14 protein-coding genes and 1 pseudogene are annotated in these 20,592 nt (G+C 66.5%); 2 read left to right on the top strand and 13 right to left on the bottom strand.

Going from position 1 to position 20,592, the window contains the following annotated elements:
* Nucleotides 1–6: 6 nt before the first annotated feature.
* From pelG to HWX00_RS21365, 13 genes and pseudogenes are all read right to left on the bottom strand, one after another.
* On the bottom strand, nt 7–1,380 hold the full coding sequence (gene pelG, locus HWX00_RS21320) for an exopolysaccharide Pel transporter PelG (protein ID WP_069704616.1): 1,374 nt from the start codon (nt 1,378–1,380) through the stop codon (nt 7–9).
* Complete coding sequence (pelF, locus tag HWX00_RS21325) at nt 1,380–3,026, bottom strand: GT4 family glycosyltransferase PelF (RefSeq protein ID WP_175027764.1); 1,647 nt, start codon at nt 3,024–3,026, stop codon at nt 1,380–1,382. Before pelF ends, pelG begins: the two co-directional genes overlap by 1 nt.
* Nucleotides 3,023–3,343 (bottom strand): hypothetical protein, encoded by a 321-nt coding sequence (locus HWX00_RS37395; protein WP_404823831.1) that lies wholly within the window; start codon nt 3,341–3,343, stop codon nt 3,023–3,025. Before HWX00_RS37395 ends, pelF begins: the two co-directional genes overlap by 4 nt.
* Nucleotides 3,344–3,433: 90 nt before the next feature.
* A complete protein-coding gene (locus tag HWX00_RS37400) occupies nt 3,434–4,129 on the bottom strand; it encodes a hypothetical protein (RefSeq protein WP_404823832.1) in 696 nt (231 codons plus the stop codon).
* Entirely contained in the window at nt 4,122–5,582 is a 1,461-nt protein-coding gene (locus HWX00_RS21335) for a PelD GGDEF domain-containing protein (RefSeq protein ID WP_059556686.1), read from the bottom strand. Before HWX00_RS21335 ends, HWX00_RS37400 begins: the two co-directional genes overlap by 8 nt.
* 34 nt (nt 5,583–5,616) lie before the next feature.
* On the bottom strand, nt 5,617–6,114 hold the full coding sequence (locus HWX00_RS21340; RefSeq protein WP_080287820.1) for a penicillin-binding protein activator LpoB: 498 nt from the start codon (nt 6,112–6,114) through the stop codon (nt 5,617–5,619).
* 171 nt (nt 6,115–6,285) lie between these two features.
* Entirely contained in the window at nt 6,286–6,549 is a 264-nt protein-coding gene (locus tag HWX00_RS37305) for a hypothetical protein (protein ID WP_341773183.1), read from the bottom strand.
* Between the two features lie 50 nt (nt 6,550–6,599).
* On the bottom strand, nt 6,600–10,505 hold the full coding sequence (locus tag HWX00_RS21345) for a tetratricopeptide repeat protein (RefSeq protein WP_341773184.1): 3,906 nt from the start codon (nt 10,503–10,505) through the stop codon (nt 6,600–6,602).
* On the bottom strand, nt 10,408–13,356 hold the full coding sequence (locus HWX00_RS36905; RefSeq protein ID WP_404823833.1) for a bifunctional glycoside hydrolase/polysaccharide deacetylase family protein: 2,949 nt from the start codon (nt 13,354–13,356) through the stop codon (nt 10,408–10,410). The genes HWX00_RS21345 and HWX00_RS36905 overlap by 98 nt, the downstream gene beginning before the upstream one ends.
* Entirely contained in the window at nt 13,280–13,750 is a 471-nt protein-coding gene (locus HWX00_RS21350; protein ID WP_175027765.1) for a hypothetical protein, read from the bottom strand. The genes HWX00_RS36905 and HWX00_RS21350 overlap by 77 nt, the downstream gene beginning before the upstream one ends.
* A 538-nt stretch (nt 13,751–14,288) precedes the next feature.
* Nucleotides 14,289–14,657, bottom strand: a pseudogene (locus tag HWX00_RS21355) (Rieske 2Fe-2S domain-containing protein); the annotation flags it as partial.
* Nucleotides 14,658–15,082: 425 nt separating this feature from the next.
* Nucleotides 15,083–16,177, bottom strand: coding sequence for a potassium channel family protein (locus HWX00_RS21360; protein ID WP_034187980.1), 1,095 nt, complete (start codon nt 16,175–16,177; stop codon nt 15,083–15,085).
* A 60-nt stretch (nt 16,178–16,237) separates the two neighbouring features.
* Entirely contained in the window at nt 16,238–17,572 is a 1,335-nt protein-coding gene (locus HWX00_RS21365; RefSeq protein WP_059556691.1) for an NAD(P)/FAD-dependent oxidoreductase, read from the bottom strand.
* 226 nt (nt 17,573–17,798) lie between these two features.
* On the opposite strand from HWX00_RS21365, the gene HWX00_RS21370 reads away from it, so the two are divergent.
* Nucleotides 17,799–18,653 (top strand): helix-turn-helix domain-containing protein, encoded by an 855-nt coding sequence (locus HWX00_RS21370; protein WP_034187982.1) that lies wholly within the window; start codon nt 17,799–17,801, stop codon nt 18,651–18,653.
* A gap of 118 nt (nt 18,654–18,771) precedes the next feature.
* Complete coding sequence (locus HWX00_RS21375) at nt 18,772–20,439, top strand: ATP-binding domain-containing protein (protein ID WP_175027766.1); 1,668 nt, start codon at nt 18,772–18,774, stop codon at nt 20,437–20,439.
* Nucleotides 20,440–20,592: the final 153 nt, after the last annotated feature.

Consider the following 20,592-nt stretch of genomic DNA (forward strand, 5'->3'; position numbering starts at 1 on the left):
ATCTCCTCAATGACGCAACATATAGGTTTCGTATTCGAGGCGGCCGAACTTGCGGTCGAGCAGCAGGACCGCCGCGACATCGAGAACGAGCAGCGCAAGCGCGAAGCCATAGCCGTATGCATCCGGCGTCATCCATAGCGTGATGCCGGTCAGCACGCCGTTGAGCGCGACGAACGCCGTCGACAGCGCCACGACCAGCCGGCGCGCGTCGAGATAGAAGAATACGTTCAGCAAACCCAGCAGCAGCACCTGCAGACTCGCGGCGATCACGTCGACGAGCAGAAGCGGAAGGTACAGCGTCGAGATATGCAGGGCCGCCAGCAACCAGTGACCGAATGCGACGATCAGCACCAACACGGCGGCCTGCACCTTGATGATTTCATACAGCCCGGCGCGCACGCTGCCGACCATCATGTCGCGCATGTCGTTGATGTGCCGCAGCGTCGCACCGCTGCGCACGGCTTCGTAGAACGCATCGTAATACTCGACGAAGTCCGCCTCGATGCGTACCAGGAACGTCGCCATCCCGGGCATCACGCAGACGTACGCAATGAACACGGGTATGTCGTAGATCACCGATGCACGCAACGGCCCGATCACCTGCGCACCCGTGCCCGGTGCATACCAGAACATGAACTTGTCGAGCCATACGCCGAGATTGAACAGCAGTCCGACAAGCGCGAGCGTCGGATACGCGAAGCGCCGGTCGAGCATCTCGAACGAGACGAAGCGATCGCTGCGGTAGTTTCGGTAGATCAACCCCGAAAGCCCGGTAAGCAAGACGAGATGCCCGGCGACGAAACCGCCGAGCAGGCCGCAAATGCCCTGCCGGTTCAGCATCAGCGCGAACGCGACCGTGCAGCCGTATCCGACCAGGAATACCGCAAGAATCTGCCGGTACTGTTTCACGCTGGACAAAAAGATCACCGCGATCCAGATATTGCTGACGATGACGAATCCCGCGACCATCAGCAGCCGATACAGCAGCGGCTCGCCGCGAAATCCCGACGCCACCGCGATGAAGCCGGCACATCCCGATGCCGCCGTGGCAATCAGCGCCACACCGTTATAGTTCGACAGCACGAGATCGTCGCGCTTCTCGAACAGCCGGTCGGAGATGAAGCGCGTGAACGACAATTGCAGCGGCCCGGTCAGAATCAGACTGCACGCGATCAGGTAAGTCACCGACACCTGAAACTGGACGATCGCATATTTGGGTATCACGAACGCGACGCTCATCACGCCGATGATCAGAATTCCGAATATCGACAGAATCAGCGGCCCGGAGCTGATCAGCCCCGCATACGCGTATGCGCGTGCGACGCCGAAGAGCGTCTGTTGCCGCAGGATCTTGCGCAACTCGAAGCCGATGCCGGCCATCAGCGGCCCTCCTTGCTCGAGCCGGATGCAACCACGCCCGCACCTGCATGGTGCACCGGGCAGCCGGCTTCGAACGGCCGCCCGCGGCGCATCCGGTCGGGGGCGATCGCGAGCGCATCGTACAACGCCCGATACCGGTCGATCATCTGTGCACGCGTGTAGAAGCGTCGGACGCGGGAGAGGCCGGCTTGCTGCGCGGCCTGCCAGCGCTGCGCGTCGCCGAGCAGGTCGAGCGCCGCCTGCGCGAACGCGGCCGGATTCGCGATCGGCACGACCGCGCCGGCGGGCCCGAACGCGCGGTCATCCTCTCCGAGCCCTTCGATCAGTTGCCGGCACGACCCGACGTCCGTGGTAATCGACGGCACGCCGGCCGCGAAGCCTTCGAGCACGACGAGCGGGAGCGCCTCGCTGATCGAGGTCAGCGCGATCACGTCGACTTTCGGCAAAATGTCGTGCATCCGCTGGAAGCCGAGAAAGCGCACCGTCGTCGCGAGCCCGAGGCTCTGCGCGAGCGCCCGGCATTCCAGCGCGTACGCGGGATCCTCTTCTTCCGGCCCGACGATCCAGCCTTCGATTTCCGGCATCGTCCGCGATGCGATGAACATCGCGCGGACGAACGTCTTGATGTCCTTGATCGGCACCACGCGGCCGATCAGCGCGACGACGTGGCGCGGGCCGCCGTCCCGCTTGTCCAGCAGCGGCGCGAAGCCGTCCACGTCGACGCCGTTCGGAATGTTGCGCGTCCGGGCGGCATCGGCGCCGTCGGCGATCTGACGGTGCCGATTGGCCTCGTAGAGCGAGACGATCTCGTCGGCCGCGTCGTAGGCGAGCTTGCCGAGTGCTTCGAAGAAACGCACCCACAGCGCGCGAAAATAGCTGATCGCCGATACGTCCCGCTCGAACGCGCCCCGGTTGTCGCGGATCCACTCGCTTTGCAGCAGATCGATCTTGCGTTCCTTGGTATAGATACCGTGCTCGGAAACGAGTAGCGGCCGGCCCGTGCGGTAATGCAACAGCGCACCGAGAAAGCCCGCATAACCCGTCGATACGGTGTGATAGACGCGCGCCGGCGGCAGTCCGCGTGCGATCCGCGCAAGCTGCCACAGCGGCTTGTGCATGATCCGTACCGTCCAGAAGTAGTCGGTGAAGGACGGGTCCGTGCAGTAGCGGCGATAACGCTCGACGATGAAGTCCCACGCCGCGCGGCTGGTGGAAAACTGCCGCTCGTTCAGCGGTCCGTCGTCGTCGATCAGTTGGACCAGGTCAGCCATCAGCGCAGCCGGATTCGCCACGACGCCGTCCGCATCCCGCCCGCGCCACGCATCGTGCAGCGCAGCCGAACGCCTGAACGCTTCGGCGTCGCCGGGAATCTCCCGTGCGCTGCCCGTATCGGCGGGCACGTCGCCATACAGATAATGGGACTCGAAGTGGACGACGTTGTCGGGCAATGCGTACGCGGCGCCATGATAGTCGTCTTCCCGGCTGCCGATGAACACGATCGCGAAGTGCTTGTGCGGGTAGGCACGAATCATCTCGTTGACCCAGCTCGATACGCCGCCTCGCACATACGGGAACGTGCCCTCGAGCAGCAGGCAAACGTCGATCGCGGTCGACGGACCGGCACGGCGGTGAATGGACGGTTTCATGACGACCAGTAACGAACGACGGGATTGAGAACGGGCAGCGCGGCCGCGTTGCCGAGCGACGCGAGCAGTTCGGCCGTGCGCGGATACTCGCCACGCAGGAATGCAGCCTCGGCAAGCCACGGCACGAGACGCTCGCGCGGAAAGCCCCATTCGAGCGCACGGCTCATGTATTGCACGGCCGCGTCCGCGTCGCCGGTCGCGAGTGCGAGGCGGCCGCGAATGAGCCACATCGCCGCGTCGCCTGCGTCGATCGCGAGCGCGGCCTGCGCGTGGCGGTCGGCCTGTTCGCGCGTGTGCCCGTGCACCGCACCGAGCACGAGATTCTGATAGACCAGCTCGAAGTACAGCTCGGCAAGCCGGCGATGATTCGCCTGGCGCGTTGCATCGTCGTCGGCGGCATCGAGCGTCTACTGCGCACGGAAGATGTTCTGCGCGATCTCGTTCTCGGCGCGGTCGAGCGTGCCGTATGCGATGAGCCGCACGTCTTCGAGAGGATCGGCGAGCAGATCGCGCAGCAGCGTGCCGGTCGTGCGCGTCGGCATGCTCTGGATCGCAACCAGCGCGGAGAGCCGATCCGACGCGGCCACCCGCGTATTCACGAGACGCGCCTGCAGACGCGCACCGCCGCCGTGCGAGACGCGCGACACGAGATAGGTGACGAACTCGGGCAAAGGCACGTCGGCGTATGCGTCGTCGCCCTGCTTCGCGGGCCAGCAAGCCGCCCACGCACAGCTGGCCAGCACGACGAGGCCGCCGCCGACAGGCACGAACGTACAGGCGAGCCAGAGCGCCGCGAGCGTCCCGTTGCGTTGGGTTCGGTAACGTTGCGGCAGCAACTGCCGGTACAGCACCGCCTGCGCCGCGCCGCCTGCCACCATCGCCCCGAACACGGGCCACAGGGGGTCAACCGACGGTGCCAGGACGGTCATCGCCGCCCCCACCTGGGCGGACCCGCCGAACTGCACGAGCACGGCATACTGCAGCGCCGCGACGATCGCAATGCCGACGCACGACGCGAGTGCGGCCAGCATCGACGCCGGCGGCACGCGCAACGCGTGCCGCTCGAGACCGGGCGCCCGCGAACCGGATCGCGGCCTAGACATGAACGCCGCATCCCTTCAGCAGGCGCTGCAACGCCGCCCCCGGTTCGAGGCTGCCCAGATGCAGCGTATGCACGCCGATCCGCGCGCCTTCGAGATCGAGACCGAACTGCGCCGCGAAGCTCGCCTCGATGCGCGCGAGATAACCGTCGACGCCGGCCGTATCGGTCGCCGGCATCAGGTTCACGAGCACCGATTGCGTCGGCGTCTTCAGCGGCCATATGAGATCGAGCGAACGGCGCCCGCGCATCACGTGCTCGAACAGCGAATCGTCCGCCTCGTCGTGCTGGAACACGAGCGCGACCAGCGACGACGCGATCCCCGACTCGCGCTGCAGGCGCGTCAGACGCGCGATGTCGAGCGCGAATTCGTACGGGCATGCCGGTACTGCCGCCACCACGTCGCGCACGCACGCCGCATGCTCGACGCCGTCCGCGTAAAAGCCGAGCAGCACCAGCAGCAGTTGCAGATTATCGAAGTTCAGCGACAGAAACGGCATGCGCTTGATCGCGAGCAACGCGATCAGGCGACCGTCGGCGCACACGACCGGCGCGGCGACCAGCAGCGCCGTATTCGGCGCCACGTCGCCGCCGCTCTTCGGATGGGCGATGCATTTCGTCTCGAGCATGCGGGCCACGAGGCCGTCGCGCGGATCGAAATCGAATGCATCGCCGAGCCGCGCAACCGGTTCGCACACGATTCTGGGCGACTGCGTCGCGCCTTCGACCGGATACAGCGCCGCCACCTCGATCTGACATGCCTGCGCGACGAATTCGAGCAGCGCGTGCGCACCGGGTAGCCGCACCGTGCTCGCCACACCCTGCGGAGGCGCATCGAATCCGTGCGCGAGCGACAGACGGCGCAGTTCGGTGATCGAATCCCGCAGCGTGGTCGGCTTCGACAGCAAATCCTTTTCCAGCCGCTCGTGCGACAGACGCATCAGGTAGTGGCTCTTCGTGATCGCGACGAGCCGGTCGTTCAGATAGTCGTTGAGCGCGTTCGCCCGAGTTGCGCGAGCGCCCCACGTGTCGCCGAAATGGCCGACGACGATCGTCTGCAGCAAGCCGCCGGCGAAGCGCTGCAGCGGCCACACTTCGCCGGCCGCGGCAGGATGCAGGTGGGCGACGCATTGCCATGCGCCGATCATCAACGCGTTCGCGAGCAACCCGAGCAGCGTCCCGTAACGCAGCGCGACGATGAGCGGGCCGAACCACAGCCATGGAAAATCCGCATGCAGCAGCAGCGGATCGCTTCGGTCGAAGTGCCACGCAAGCGCGAGCACGATCAGCATGAACACGATCGTTTCCACGACCGAAATCGGCCGCGCAACGGCCGGCGCGACGAGACGGCGTATCCGACTCAGGTGCCCGAACGGATTCGTCTGGCGCGATCGAGGCGACGCCGATGCAGGGCCGCTCCCGCCGTGAGGGTTATCGGTAGCGTTCGCGGAGCTCATGGTCGTCTTCCGGTGCAGTCGTGTCGAGCACGCATCACGAGCGCGGACGCAACGGCGCGAGCAGGCGGCCGACCAGCGCATTCGCGACGCTCGACAGGCTCGAACGGCTCCAGCCGCTGCGCGTACCCGCGGCGCTCCAGACGACCCGGCCCGACTCGACGTCGACGAGTTCGAAGGTCAGGCCGGCGACCGGCTCGCCGTCGACGCCCACCTTGTAGCGCCACTCCTCGACGGCGCCGGCCAGCACGTACTTCACGTGATGCTCGCGCGCCCACGCGAGCCGACGCTCGCCCGTGTCGCGCTGCGCGGTGTCGAACATCGCGTTGCCGTCTCCGTCGGCCGGCGCGAGACGCACGTCGGCCAGCCCGTTCGCGCGCAACACGGTCGCCGCGAGCGCCGCGGCGCTCCCGCCCGCCGCGGGCGTTTCGGTGAAGTTCGCAATCGGCGCGATCGCCACCGCATCGCTGGCCGCGAGCGTCGGCGCCGCAGTCTGGCGCATCGAGCCGCAGCCCGCGAGCACCGCCGCCGACATCGCGATCGCCGCGCCCCAACGGACGAGCCGGGCTGCCTCCGCGCAGCGCAACCATCCGGACCGTACAGCCGCTTCGTTCATCTCGTTCATCGAACCACTCCCTACTCACTTCGTTGTATGCATCATCGTGTGCGTCGTTCCGTTCGCGCCGCGCAACGACGGAAACCGGAATCAATAAAACCAGCGGTATTGCGCGCCGACCACCGTCACAGGGGTACCGAGGCGTGACACACGCTGGTGCTGGATGAACAATGCCGCGTGGTCCCCGCCGAACACCGAGCCCGCCATGCCGGCATCGATGGCCGCTCCGCCGCCCTGAATCGAATCGTGCACGACGCCGACCTCGAGAAACGGCCGCCACCGATGCGTGTACCGTTCGCGCAGATCGGTCCCGAACCCCGCGAACAATCCGTATTGCGTGTACGTGGCCGGCATGAAGTTTCCGGCGGAGGCCGACCGGCTCGCGGCAGGCAGAAGCGACGAAATCAGCGTGTCCGCCCGCCCCCCGCACCGTAAGCACCGTGCGTGCCGACGACGCGGATCGTATAGTCCGGGTACGCCGTACGAATTCGGTAGCTCACCTGCGCGGTCGACAGCACGCCGCTACCGAGATAGGTACGCGCCTGGCTGTAGAAGCGGTCCATCTCGACACTGCCGGACACCGTCACGCATTCGTTCGCCTGCCAGTTTCCATCGGCGATCGGGTTGTCCTTCATCCCGCCGATGCGCAACGCCGGCAGCTCGTCGGCGACCTGATCGCGACCCGCACGTATGCCGAACCGCAGCGGTCCGTCGCGTCCGAATTCCGCTCCGAGTCCGATCGTATAGAAGGTGTCGAGTCCTTCGCGGCGGCCCGCACTCACCGTGAACGCATCGTCGCGCGTCTGCCGACGGGCATGGACCACCAGCGAGCGGTCCGCCGACGGCACGTTGACCAGTTGCGACGCGTCCGTCGATCGCTGGAGGTCCAGCGTGGCGGTCATGCCGATCAGGTAATGCCCGGCGATCTTGCGGCTTGCCGCGATCGTCTGCTCGCTGTAATCGAGCGGACGTTCGGCGTAGGTCGTCATGCTCGCGTCGAGCGACTGCGGCCACGCGAGCGCGGTTTCGACGAAACGCCGATGCATTTCGCTGTCGTCGGGCGCGCCATCGAGGCCATCGAACGTGAGCGTTTGTGCTTGCGCCGGCCGGTCGACGGCTTCGGCCGCATCGATACGGTCGTAGCGCGGCAGGTGTACGCCCTGATCGAGCAGACGCTCCATCGTCCCGATGTCGCCGTCGGCTAGCGCGACGGTCAATTGCGCGGACGCCGGCCGCGCGAACAGGTTCGCCGCCTGCAACGCGAGCCACCGCTTCGCAAGCGGATTCGCCTCGTGCGACAGCGCCCAGCTAATCGCCACCTCCTGCGCGACCGCGGCGTACGCACGGCGGTCTTTTTCCAGCATGTCCCGTGTCGATTTCGTGCTGCCCCGCGCCGACGATTCGAGCGGCGAAAGACCGCGTGCATCGCCGAGCAAGGTACGGCGTTTGCTGATGAAATCGGCAGCCGCCGAGCCGTCCTTCAGCAGTTCGTCGAGCAGCGCGACCGCGTGGTCGGCATTCGAATATTGCGCAGCCAGATCGACGCCGCGGCTGCGCAGCTCCAGGTGCGTCTCGATGTCCTGCGACGTACGTGCCGGAACACCGCGTTGGATGGGTTGCGACGCTTGCCGCTCCTGCGTCGTCCGCCGCGGCGGCGAGGACCGTGCGTCCCGTTCCCGCGGCGTCTGCCAGGCCTCTTTCCGGCCGAATGCGCCGATCTGCAGCCACACCTTGCGACGAATCGACCACGCGAGATCCGGACGTCCTGCCATTTCCTGCGCATCGGCGTACGTGATCAGCCACAGCGGATCGTGCGACATCATCACGGCCTGACGGCGCAGATATTCGAGCGCATCGACGGGCCGGTTCAGACGGAGTTCGGCCGCGGCGTACGGTCCCCACAGCGGCGCGTCAGCCGAAGCCTTGTCGCGCCAGCGCACGAGCGCCGCATGCAACTCGGCATCCGTGCCGTAATCGACCAGCGTCCACAATAGCGCCGCATTCAGATCCACCGATGCGCCCGGCAGATCGACCGCACGCTGCAGATCGTGCAACGCGTCGAGCGGACGGCCCGCTTGCCGCTCGTACTCGGCACGTACGCCGAGAAAACCCGGCGACGCCTCGGCTGCCTCGCGCTCCCGCGGCGTGAGGCTCGCGAGCAGCGCGTCGATGCGTTCCATCGCGCCGGCTGCGGTGTAGTAGTAAACCGCCTGCTGCAGCGCGCGCACGGTATGGTCGCGCCGGTAGTGCAGCACCGAGATGCGGCCGGCGTCGATCGGGTACGCATCGTAGAAGTACGACATGTCGGCCAGATCGTCGGGCGTTGCCGCATCGCTCGCCAGCAGATGACGATACGCGTCGTGCGCCGCGTCGTCACGTTGCAGCAGGCGCGCGAGTTCGCCGTAGTTGCGCCAGAACGCCACTTCGCCGTCCTGCGCGTAACGGCTCGCATTCGTCATTGCATCGAGTGCGCCCGCGTAGTCACCGTCGCGATACAGCACATTGGCGGTGTGCAGCGCGTAGCGCGGATTGCGCGGCTCGCGCCGTTGCAACCGACGGTAGATCGCGAGTGCCTCGTCATCGTGGCCGGCACGTTCCGCGAGCGCACCGGCGCGTTCGTCGAGCGCGTTCGCTTCACGGCCGTGCGGCAGACCGTCGAGGAACGCGATCGCGTCGTCCGGCCGCCCGAGACGCTCATACGTTGCGGTGACGGAATCGACGAGCTTGAGATCGTCGGGCGTCGCCCGTGCCGCGTACAGCAAAGCGGCCAGGTAGGCGTCGTCGTCGTCCAGCATCGGGGCGATGCGCCGAACGTTCCGCCAGCCGACGGGGTCGCCCGTTTGTCGCGCATAGTCGAGCCACGACTTCAGCGCGAGCTGCGACGCCCCATTCCATTCGGCCACCTGTGCAAGGCGCTTGCGCCACAGCGCCGAATGCGGTTCCTTGGCGAGCTGCGCGAGCGCGACCTTCTCCGCATCGGCGGGATCGGCGGACTCCAGGAACGACTGATAGAGAAGATCGGCAATGTCCGCCCCGTCGGCAGCCGGCGGCGACGGAAGTTGCACGGCTCTCGCATGATTCGATACCTGCGTCGCGTCGACGAAGCGCATCATTGCGTCGCGCCGTTGCAGCGCGACCTTCACGATGTGCGCCCGCGGTTGCGTCGGTGCGGTGACTTGTGCTTGCGCCGCATCGATGAACGGGCCATGGCCGTCATGGCCTGCCCGGAGCTGCCGCGCGACGCGACCGCGACGTGCGCCACCCCAGACCATCGGACCGTCCAGATAGGCGTACGCCTGCTGCGTCGAACCCGACCGGTGAACCGCCGGCATGGCGAGCACGCGCTCCGCGCGCCTGCTCCGATAGGCAATCCCGCCGATCCCCGCGCGCCGCGCCAACGCCTTCGCATACCGCTCGATCAGGTCCGGCCGCTGCGCCGCCCGTGCGAGATCGAGCAACGCGACAAGCGTCGGCTGATCGTCGATGAACGCGTCGTTCTGGCGCTGCGCAACCGCGATTGCATCGGCGGTCAGATTGCCGGCCTGCAGCACACGAATGCCGGCGATGAAGCAGCGACGCTGCGCGCCGAGCGTCGTCGCGTTCTGCTGACGCCGGAACCAGCTGTCGGCCGCCTCCCGGTAGTCGCCGATCTGCAACGCGTAGCGCGACACGTATCCGTCCCACTTGTCGCGATGTGCGGTGTCGCGCCGTGCGAGGCGCACATAGAACCGCAGCGCGAGCGCGGGGGCACCGACCGATGCGGCGGATTGCGCGAACCATTCGAGATCGCGATCGGACCAGTCGAGCGCGGCAGCATCGGAAATCTGCCGGCGCAGTGCGGCAAGCGCAACGGAACGGCGCGGATCGTCGGCCTGCATCTCGTTCGTGCGTTGCTGCGCGATCGCGAGCTGCAGCTTCATCGCGGCCTGCCGCAGGGGCGGGGAAGCCGCCTCGTCCATCCGTTGAACGACCCGCCCCGCATCCGCGAGCCGGCCCAGCGACACATATTGCTCACCGAGCATCGCCAGTAGCGCTTCGTCGCGCGGCCGCACTTTCAACCATGCTTCGAGATACGCCGCGCTCAGATCGCTCGGGCCGCCCACCGCGGCCATCCGCTCACGCAGCCCGTCATGAGGTGCAACCGCATAGCCAGCCAGCAGCACGACGCCTGCCAGCACCAGCACGAGCCATGGCGGCGCGATACGCGGGCGATTACCGGTCACACGCAATCTCGACCGGCTGGTAGCGCATCGGCAGACGGACGTCGGCCGCCGTTTCGAAACGGAGAACCGTTCCGTCGTGCCGTGCATCGATCGGTCGGCCCGCGATGCGCACACGGCAGCGCTGCGCGTCGGCAAGCTCGACGAACGGCTGGTAGTAGCCGCCGAACTCGAACGACATCCCGTCGGCGGTACGGTGGAAGTGCCGGACGAATCCGTTCGCTTGCGCGATGTACGGTGTCCCGCCCGGGCCATGCGATTGCGCTCCGCCGCGCAGTCCGCTCTCCGTGGCGCGCTCGAACACGACACGTGCGGCGCCGTCGGCAATATGGATATAGAGGCCGTCCGGGCCGGGCGCATAACCTGTCACGCCCTGCGATGCACGCAGGTCCGGCACGTCGTTGCGCGGCCAGTGCAACTCGCGCACGTCGCCGTTGCCGCGCACGACCCATGCGCCGCCGGCCATTTCACGCGCGACCGCGAAATCGCGCCAGTCCAGCACCTTGTGCGTGTAATCGGTGATGTAGACGGGCAGCACCGGCTGCGTCAGCACGGTCGAGTAGATCTGATCCAGCGCGCGCAGCGACGCGATCTTCGTGCCGCTGTACATGTGGTAGTACACGTCGATCGGTTTGAAGCGATACGGATGCTCCGTCATGTCGTAGGTTTCGAGTACCTGCGTGAAACCATAAAACGGGCCCTGCCAGTCGTTCGTGTAAACGTTCTCGTCCTGGTCCGGCGCGTATACCTGGTACGCGCCCGGCCCTTTGTCGATGCCGAGCGGCGCGATATGGGTCCAGCTGTTCACCGACTTGCGGATGATCGTGTCGCCGCCGTTGATGTTCTGCACGCCGGCCGCATAGGCCTTGCGCACGGCGATCGCGGGCGGCTCGCAGTCGCCCGGCCATTGCAGCACTTCGGTACGCTTGCCCGGCGGCGCGAGACGCGAGTCGATGTAGGCGATCGAGCCGGCGATCTCGCGGTCGAGATCGAACGTGTAGCCCGGGATATCCAGCGAGAACGCCGTATCGCCGCCGTTGCCGCGCTCGACGTTGTTCCGGTGGTCGACGCGTGCGCCCGTCGTCGCATCGAGGTCGGCCATCTGGAACGGATGCGAGTAGGTGTGCGAACCGATCTGCACCCACGGCAGCGCGAACATCTGCCGCGCGAGCGCCTCGAGGCGCGGCGACAGTTTCGGATACAGGCCTGTCGGCCCCACTTCGCCTTCGATGACCGACAACGTCATCGGCACTTTGTAGCGCGTGAAGATACGTCGATAGAGTGCGTCTCCCGAATAATCGGCACCGGGGAATTCCGCGCGCGACGCATAGCCGTCGCCGTCGACGTGCGTCATGAACAGGCGGCGGCCGTTCTCCGTCGTGACGCTCGGCGACGGCATCCGCACGAGACGCAGCGCGTCGGTCACGAACGAGATCGGCTGGATCGCCCAACGCGTCTGCCCGATGCCGTTCAGCGAAACGACCGTGTACGGACTCAGCGTATAGCCGCCCCACGGCGTGATCGCGGCCGCGTCGATGTTCGTGCCGGCCGCCGCGAGCCGCAACAGCACGCGGCTGCGCGAGCCGACCCGCATCCCGACGAGATCGCGCGCATCCGGCCTCGGATCGATCTCGAAGTGCATCATCGGATCGCGCGTCACGACGCTGAGCGGCGCCGTGAACGGGCCGGGCACCGGCTGCAGGTCGAGTGCCGCGCCCTCTTCCTGCGCGGCGTCGAAACCGAACTGTCCCATGAAGGCGACCGGCACGTGATCCGCGATGCGCGCATCGATCCAGCGCCGCCATCTCGCCGGGTCGGCGGGCTCCGCGCCTTCGATCCAGGCGACGACGCCCGCGTAACGGTCCGGTGTGATATCGGCCGGCAGCGGCGCGTCGAGATCCGCGTATTCGACGTCGTAGCCGAGATAGTTGAGCGGCATCGCGAGGTCGCGCACGCCGCGCGTTTCGTCCACCGGCGTATCCGCGTCGCGGTTCTGCACGATCAGCACCTTGCGAGGCAGCACTTCGATCGCACCGATGCCGACGACGTCACGGCCGGCGTCCGTCACGTACGGCGTCACGCCGGTCGCGACGACCTGCGCGGCCGTCGCGCGTGCACATGCACGGTCGGTGCGCTCGCAGATCTCGATCGACAACACCGGCACGTGCGTCTCACGCATGAAAATCCGTGCCGCGTCGACGCGTGCGGCACGGTCTGCAGCGGCGACGTCGCGTACCGTACCCATATCGTCGCCGTCCACGAAACCGCGTACCAGCGGCGGACCGAGTACCGCGTAAAGCACATTCGCATGCGATTGCGCCGCACGCAGCGCATCGTGGCCGCCGACGATCAGCCGCGCGTCGGGATAGGCCGCATGAATTGCCTCACTCGATGCGATCGCCTCCGGCGTGTCGAGCAGGAAGCCGCGATAACCGCGCGCCCACAGCGGCTCGATGCGCTGCGAGACAAACGCAGCCGGCCCAAGGGCCGAGCCCGACGCGTCATGCGGTACGTGCGCGATCCAAACGGTGTGCGCGAGCGGGTGCGTTGCCGGATCGAAGCCTCGGGCCGGATCGAGCACCACCGCGTCGAACGCTTGCAGCAACGCCTCGGGCGGCTGCGCGCCGTCGAAAAACGCGACGTTCGCATGCAGCGCGCCTGACGAGGATGGAACTGCCGGGGTATCGGCCGCCATGACGTGCAGCGAAACGAACGCAAGCGCCGCGCTGCACAAGATCGCGGCCACGCTGCCGCGGACAGCGAGCACGGAGGCCGCGCTTGCTCTGGGTGGGTGATTCAATTCGTGTCGTTCCGGACGTAAAGCAATGCCGGCACACGCCGCCCCGGCACAGCACAGGTAAGACCTAGCGGATGGTGTCGAAAGTCGACAGACGTCCGTCCATCTGCACGCGGCCGTCGCGCTCCATCGGAGCACGTGCATGCAGCAACCACGATGAAGTGGAGGTCGTTTGCGTACTCATCGTTTGCCGACGCCCATGCCTGCGAGGGCCCGCGTCCGCGATACGCGGCATCTGCAAGCGCGTGGAGATTCTGAAACCGGCGGCCTTGTCGGCAGCCAGTACGAGGGCGGCTTGAAGTGCGCCCATGCCGTGTATGTCCGAGCAATATTCGAAGCAATCCGTGCTCTCGGCCTTCGCCCCGGACGGCACCACCTCGCCTCGATAGGCGACGAAAAAACAGCACGTGATTGCCAGCACACACAAGACCCGCACCGCAAATGGCTGCAAGCGCAGCGCATTGCAGCCATTGATCGCGGAAGAGCCGATGAAACTAGCGACAAGCATCAACCCGGATGCTTTTTCCGACTTGGCCATACTTATTATTTCCCCGTTTGTTCTTCTTTTTTAAATTACCATGCCCATTGATAAATTTTATGTTCTTACATAAATTTATGTTTTGATGCGACATCGTAAAGACGACGAAGGCATTTCGACGGACATTCGCGACGAGATCGGATGACGCCGTTGCCCAATCGAACCGGAGCCACATACCGAGATCGAAATCACCGGCGGAGTTCCTGGATTATCCCGGCCCAAGATGACCTGCGTATGGCATTCGACTCCCTCGATACGTCGCAACAGGCGTGACGCGCACCATGGCCGCACACGTTTGCAGCGCCGCGCTGCCATGGGTACCGATTGCTTTGAATACCGAATTCGATTGCCTTACAGCCTGCCTTTTTAACCGCGATTTATCCACGCCGCGGCACATGCGGCGGGCGTGCCTACGCGCGAGCACGCCAGCATTCGCTTCGATCGATAAAATCGCCGATCGGGCGCGACCTGGCCATCTCGTCATCGCGTATCGGGCATATCGATGCCGCTGGCGGCCCTCGGCATCACCGCGGCAACGCTACCGGCCGACGCGGTCGGCCCAGCCCCGGTAGAGCGCGCGGTACTTGAGCACGAGCTTGTCGTATTTGCCGTACGCGCCGCAGCCGTCCGGCTTCATCCCGTTCCAGATCTTGACGTCGTACCCCGAGGCCTGCCGGGTCTGGAGCCCGAACAGCAGGTAGTCGGTCGCGCGGCGCAGGACGCCGCCCACCCTCTTGATGGAGATCAGCATGTGCATGACGTTCTTGCCGTCGCTCACCGGCGTCACGCACCGGAGCAGCTTGTACTTGACGTCTCCGTCCAGCGCGACGGTCATCACGCACCCGCCGGGGTAGCCGTCGAAGTGCAGGTTCATCCGTGACATGTTCAGGCCCAGCGCGCGCGTGACCTGCGGCGGCGACAAAAGATCTCGCATCTTGTGCCGCTCTAACCACATCAACAGCTCTTTGCCAGCGACAGAAGCATTGCCAACGTCGATTGGGAGTCGATTTGCATCGTGCAACGGCTGTACCAACGTCTCCTACATGGGAGGTGGGGCTATACAGTTGGCAATCGCTTTAACCACATCAGATATCGAGACGTAACCCGGATGTAAATGGATTGGTCAAGTTATCAAGATTGTTGAAAAACATGCTGCTTCGGACTGACAGCCGTCGAACCCGATTCGGAGGCATCGATTCCACGAGGATCTACGTAGACCGATGTCACTCCCGAATGCCTACACGACGCCTACACAATGACAAAAACGACACGCCATCTTGAAAAACAACCACAACCCATTGAGTTAATTGAATTTACAGTAACAATCAATCATCAAACATCCGGATCCGGAATCCGCGCCGACTGAATCACCACCAGCGTATCGCCCGCCTCGATCCGGCACGGCGGATCCTCGTAGAACGACTGGATCTTCCCGCAGCGATCGAGCCCGACCACGATCGCGCCCGGCACGACGTTCGTCATGCAGCCGATCTCGTGCGGCAGCGCCTCGCGCTCGATCAGCGTCGCCCGCCCGCGCGTCGACAGCATGTCGTTGACGAACGGCACGATGTAGCGGCTGTGCACCGCGTCCGCGAGCAGCAGCGCGCCGATCTTCGTCGACGACACGATCACGTCCGCGCCGGCCTGCCGCAGTTGCCGCTGATACAGGTTCTCCTGGATCCGCACGACGATCTTCGTATCGGGCGCGATGCTGCGCACCGACAGCGTCAGCAGGATCGCGGTCGGATCGTCGGTCACCGAAATGATCACGGCCTTCGCCGCGCGCACCTGCGCCTGCTGCAGCAGATCCTCATGGGCGGGATCGCCGAGCAATCCCGTCACGCCGAGCGACGTCGCGGCCTCGAGCGCCTGCTGCTGCGAGTCGATCACGATGATCGTCGCCGGATCGACGCCGCTTTCCAGCAGCTCGCGCACCGCGATCGACCCCGACAGGCCGTAACCGCACACGACGATGTGATCGGACAGTTGCTTTTGCAGGCGTTTCATGCGGAATTCCTCGATGACGCGCTGGATCACGAACTGATAGGCCGTGCCCAGGAAAATGAACCAGATGACGATGCGGATCGGCACGATGAAGAACGCATCGAGCAGGCGCGCCCGCTCGGTGACGGGCACGATGTCGCCGTAGCCGACCGTCGCCACCGTCACCATCGTGAAGTACACGAGATCGGCGACGGTCATCGGCGTGCTCTTGGTCGAATCGCGCAAGCCGTCGCGATCGAGGTACAGCACGACGAACGCGAGCGTGCACAGCAGCGCGACCGCGCCGATGCGGAACAGCAGCGTGCGCCGCGGCGACGTCGCGGGACGCGTGAACAGCGTGCGCGCACGCGGCGCCTGCCACGGGTTGCGGGCGCGACGCAGGCGCATGCGCAACGAGCGGCGCTGGTCGGAGGGCGTTGCCAACGGGGATTCTCCTGAAGGATGCGGGCTCGATTCTACGACGGGAACGCGCGCACCCGGCCGTCACAGCATGCTGCGCGGCCGCACCATCGTGCCGTCGACGAAGCGCTGCGCGCGAAACGCCGACAGGTCGAGCGACGGCGCGCCCGTGTCGATCCATTCGGCGAGCAGCCGGCCGACGATCGGCCCCATCGCGAAACCGTGCCCGCAGAACCCCGTTGCGATCGCGAGCCCCGCGGGCGTGCCCGGCGCGTCGATCACCGGGATGCCGTCGGGCAGCACGTCGATCAGGCCGGCCCACGCCTCGACGATCTGCGCATCCTTCAACGCGGGGAAGATCGCCTTGAGCTTCGCGAGCGCGCGCGGCGCATGCGCGCGGTTCGGCTGCGGCTGCGGATCGCGCGGCTCGATCGGCCCGGCCGCGCCGTTGATGCGTGCAAGCCCATCGCGCCACGCCGCCGCATTCACGTGCAACCGGAATTTGTCGCGCTGCGACCAGAACTCCGGCCAGAACAGGCTCAACCCGCGCAAATGGCCGAGCGTCAGGTCCACGTCGACCTGCATGTCGTCGGCGAGGTTGATCGCGCCGTTCTTGCGCTGCCGGATGCCGAGGCCATGCCCCCACACCGTCGCCGCCGACACCGGCGGCACCACGTTGGTGCGCATGCAGGTGCCGCGCACGGCCTGCTGCGGCAGCCGGATGCCGACGCCGTCGAGCAGCCGGAAGCTGGTCGCGCCAGCCGCGCAGATCACGCGCCGCGTGCGGATCGTGCCGCGCTCGGTCGCGACGCCGACGACCGCGCCGCCGGCCGTCTCGATCGCCGTCACGCCGCAGCCTTCGAAGAAACGCGCCCCGCCCTCGGTGGCGCGCGCGGCGAACGCGGCGGCCACGCGACGCGGCTCGGCCTGCCCGTCGGTCGCGGTATACAACCCGCCGAGCGTACGCGCCTGCGGCGAAAGGCCGCTGACGCGTTCGTCGATCTGCGCGCGGGTGAGCGTGCGCGTGTCGAGCCCGTGCTCACGCGCAATGGCGAGCCACGCGTTGAACGACGACCAGTCCGCTTCGTTGTCCGCAATATAAAGACAGCCGCCCTGCCGCCATTCGAGATCGAAACCGAGGGTTTCCTCTAACCCTTCCCAGATTCGCATGCCGGCCATCATCAGCGGCACCTCGGCCGACTCGCGGCCCTGCTGCCGCACGAAGCCCCAGGCGCGTGTCGACTGCTGCCCGGCGATGCGCGACTTGTCGAGCACGACGGCCTTCAACCCGCGCAGGCTCAGGTAATACGCGGCGGCGCAGCCCATGATGCCGGCGCCGGCGATCACGACGTCGGCTTCGGCCGGAAACGCCGTTTCGGCGCGGGTCAGGGCATCGTGCAGCGGATAGGTTGTCGTCATTGCTTCCTGTCAAGCGTTAATCCATACGAGATGAGGGGGCGCGGCGGTAACGTCGTGACACACCTTTCACACAAACGCACCTTACGCGACACTGAATGACGACCATTTTGCGGTAAAGTTATCTTTTCCGCGCGTGGCCGGTCGGCTCGCCATTGGACGTCATGAAGACTGTCCGTCGAGACTGCCGCAAGGCGTCGTTCTGAACGTCACGATCCGTTCCCGTAGCATGACCACTGAAGCAATCACCACGGATTCCCTCGCGGTTGCCGAGCGCGTGCGCGAGCTGATGACCCGCAACGGCATCGGCAAGCGCCAGCAGACCACCGAGCTGTGCCGCATCCTCGACCTGAGTTTCTCGCAAGGCCATCGCAAACTGCGCGGCAGCAGCCCCTGGACGCTCGCACAGATCAAGAAAGTCGCCGAAGCGTACGGCGAACCCGCCGCGCAGCTGTTCGGCGCGCAAACGCTCGACCCCGGCATGGTCGGCGCCTATTCGCAGGAGGCCGTCCTGTATGCGGGCGTCGCCGAGATTCCGTGCACCGCATGGATCGGCGCGCCGCTCGAGGCCGGTGCGCGCCCCGAGTTCGTCGCGTACGAGCAGAACGGCCGCTGGCGCGTGCTGCGCCACACCGGCGTGCTGTATCAAAACGCGTACGACGTGCACAAGATCGAAATCTATCCGCGCCGCGCGGAGAGCGACAAGCTCGTCGTCGCGGTGATCGACCCCGACCGCGTGAGCGCGACCGAGCTATGCCGCTACCTCGAACGGCAGGGTTTCTCGACGGCCTCGTTCGACGGCCTCGCGCCGTTCGTCGACGCGCTGCAGGGCCAGGCGTTCGACGCCGTGCTGACCGAATGGCTGTTCGACGACAGCACGGCCGCCACCGCGATCAAGGCCGTGCGCACGTCCGACAACCCGGGCGCGCCGATTTTCGTGCTGACGGGCGACCTGCTCACCGGCCGCGCGAGCGAGGCCGACATCAGCGAAGTGATCCGCGCGTTCGACGTCGTCTGCTACGAAAAACCCGCGCGCATGGCGATTCTCAGCGCCGATCTCGCGAAACGGCTCGCGCGCGGATAACCTCCGCCCGGCCGCCCTTCGAGCGGCCAACGCACGCGCGGCGCCGCGGGCATGAACAGGTTCATCAGTACAATAGCCGCACCTGTTCACGCCCACGCCGGCATCCGCCGCCCACGCCATGGCCCGCCTCATCCCCGACGACTGGAAAAGCCTCGCCGCGACCGGCGCGGCCGAACGCGAGCGCGAAACGCTCGCCGCGCTCGAACACGCGCTGCCCGACAGCTACACCGTGTATCACGGCGTCCACTGGACGCGCGCCGACCAGGCGTTCTCGGTATTCGGCGAAGCGGCGTTCGTCGTCGTGAGCCCGGCCGGCCGCGTGCTGCTGATCGAGCAGAAGGCCGGCTTCCTGCGCGAAACGCCCAAGGGGCTCGTGAAGGTCTACCTGCAGAAAGAGCGCAATGTCCCGATCCAGCTTGCGCGCACGCAGGAGACGCTGCACCGGCGCCTGACGGCCGCGCTCGGCGCGGGCGTCTACGGCGTCGAGGCGCTGCTGTACTGCCCCGACTACTCGATTCGCGACGCGTCGATCGCGGGCGTCCCGGCCGACCGTATCGTCGACGCATCGCGCAAGGCCCAGCTCGCGCACGTGATCCTGCAGATCCTGCCCGAGGACGACGAGCCCTTTCCGAACGCGCCGAAACTCCACCATTTCCTCGCGGACGAGCTCGCGCTCACGCCCGACACGAGCGCGCTCGTCGGGCAGGCCGGCACGCTCGTCACGCGGCTGTCGGGCGGGCTCGCCGCGTGGGCGCGCCAGCTCGAATTCGCGCCGTTCCGGCTGCGCGTCACCGGTACGGCCGGCTCGGGCAAGACGCAGCTCGCAGTGCAGGCGATGCGCGACGCCGTCGCGGCCGGCAAGCGCGTGCTGTACGTGTGCTTCAACCGGCCGCTCGCCGACTACATCGCGCGCATCGCGCCGCCCGGCGCGAAGATCGCGAACTACCACCAGCTGTGCGACTGGGTCGCGCGCGACGGCGGTTATACGCCCGACTTCCAGGCGCCCGGCGAATTCGAGCGGCTCGAAGCGCGTTTCGCGGAAGCGCCGATTCCCGAGCGTTGGCGCTTCGACGTGCTGGTCGTCGACGAAGGACAGGATTTCCACGCGCCGTGGGCGGCCGCACTGGAGCGCTTGCTGGCGCCGGACGGCGCATGGTGGTGGCTGGAGGATCCGCTGCAGAATCTGTACATGCGCGAGCCCGTCGCACTGCCCGGCTGGGTCACGCTGAAGGCGCTGACGAACTACCGCAGCCCGCGCGACCTGCTCGAATTCGTGCGCGACGTCGTCGGCCGCGTCGAGCCGCTCGCGGCCGAGCTGCGCTCGGGCAGCCCGTTCGACGGTTCGGATCCGTCGGTATCGGCATACGGGGAACCAGGCGCGTCGGCCGACGCATTGGCGGAAGCCTGTATCGACGCGACCAAGCGTGCGGTCACGCAGGCGCTGTCACTCGGCTTCCGCAAGCAGGACATCGCGGTACTGTCGTATCGCGGCCGCGAAGGCTCGGTGCTCGCGCCGCTCGACCAGCTCGGCCCGCACCGGATCAAGAGCTTCACCGGCAAGTACGACCTGTTCGGCAACCCCGAATATCGCGAAGGCGACGTGCTGCTCGATTCGATCTATCGCTTCAAGGGCCAGTCGGCGCCGTGCGTGATCCTCACCGAGGTCGACTTCGACACGCTCGACGCGCGTGCCGCGCGCAAGCTGTTCGTCGGCGCGACGCGGGCGACGATGAAGCTGCTGATCGTCGCGTCGTCGCGCGCGGCCGCGCAACTCGCGGCGGGATAACGCGGCGGGACGGCGCGCCCGGTAGAAAAGTCGACCACCCGCCCCTGGATTACGAGGGCAACCTGGTTCGCTACATCGATTTGACCGGCAAATCGCGTTACGAAAAACATCTGACGATTCCGCCATCCAGGTGGGATTGGCTTCGCGCCAGAT

It is taken from the genome of Burkholderia seminalis DSM 23518 (assembly GCF_902832885.1).
Classification (GTDB): Bacteria; Pseudomonadota; Gammaproteobacteria; order Burkholderiales; family Burkholderiaceae; genus Burkholderia; species Burkholderia seminalis.

Coding starts and splice junctions, on each gene's coding strand:
- pelG (WP_069704616.1), bottom strand. CDS start 1,380: ATGGCCGGCATCGGCTTCGAGTTGCGCAAGATCCTGCGGCAACAGACG.
- pelF (WP_175027764.1), bottom strand. CDS start 3,026: ATGAAACCGTCCATTCACCGCCGTGCCGGTCCGTCGACCGCGATCGAC.
- HWX00_RS37400 (WP_404823832.1), bottom strand. CDS start 4,129: ATGTCTAGGCCGCGATCCGGTTCGCGGGCGCCCGGTCTCGAGCGGCAC.
- HWX00_RS21335 (WP_059556686.1), bottom strand. CDS start 5,582: ATGAGCTCCGCGAACGCTACCGATAACCCTCACGGCGGGAGCGGCCCT.
- HWX00_RS21340 (WP_080287820.1), bottom strand. CDS start 6,114: ATGTCGGCGGCGGTGCTCGCGGGCTGCGGCTCGATGCGCCAGACTGCG.
- HWX00_RS37305 (WP_341773183.1), bottom strand. CDS start 6,549: ATGCCGGCCACGTACACGCAATACGGATTGTTCGCGGGGTTCGGGACC.
- HWX00_RS21345 (WP_341773184.1), bottom strand. CDS start 10,505: ATGCACGGCACGACGGAACGGTTCTCCGTTTCGAAACGGCGGCCGACG.
- HWX00_RS36905 (WP_404823833.1), bottom strand. CDS start 13,356: ATGCACGTGCTCCGATGGAGCGCGACGGCCGCGTGCAGATGGACGGAC.
- HWX00_RS21350 (WP_175027765.1), bottom strand. CDS start 13,750: ATGGCCAAGTCGGAAAAAGCATCCGGGTTGATGCTTGTCGCTAGTTTC.
- HWX00_RS21365 (WP_059556691.1), bottom strand. CDS start 17,572: ATGACGACAACCTATCCGCTGCACGATGCCCTGACCCGCGCCGAAACG.
- HWX00_RS21370 (WP_034187982.1), top strand. CDS start 17,799: ATGACCACTGAAGCAATCACCACGGATTCCCTCGCGGTTGCCGAGCGC.
- HWX00_RS21375 (WP_175027766.1), top strand. CDS start 18,772: ATGGCCCGCCTCATCCCCGACGACTGGAAAAGCCTCGCCGCGACCGGC.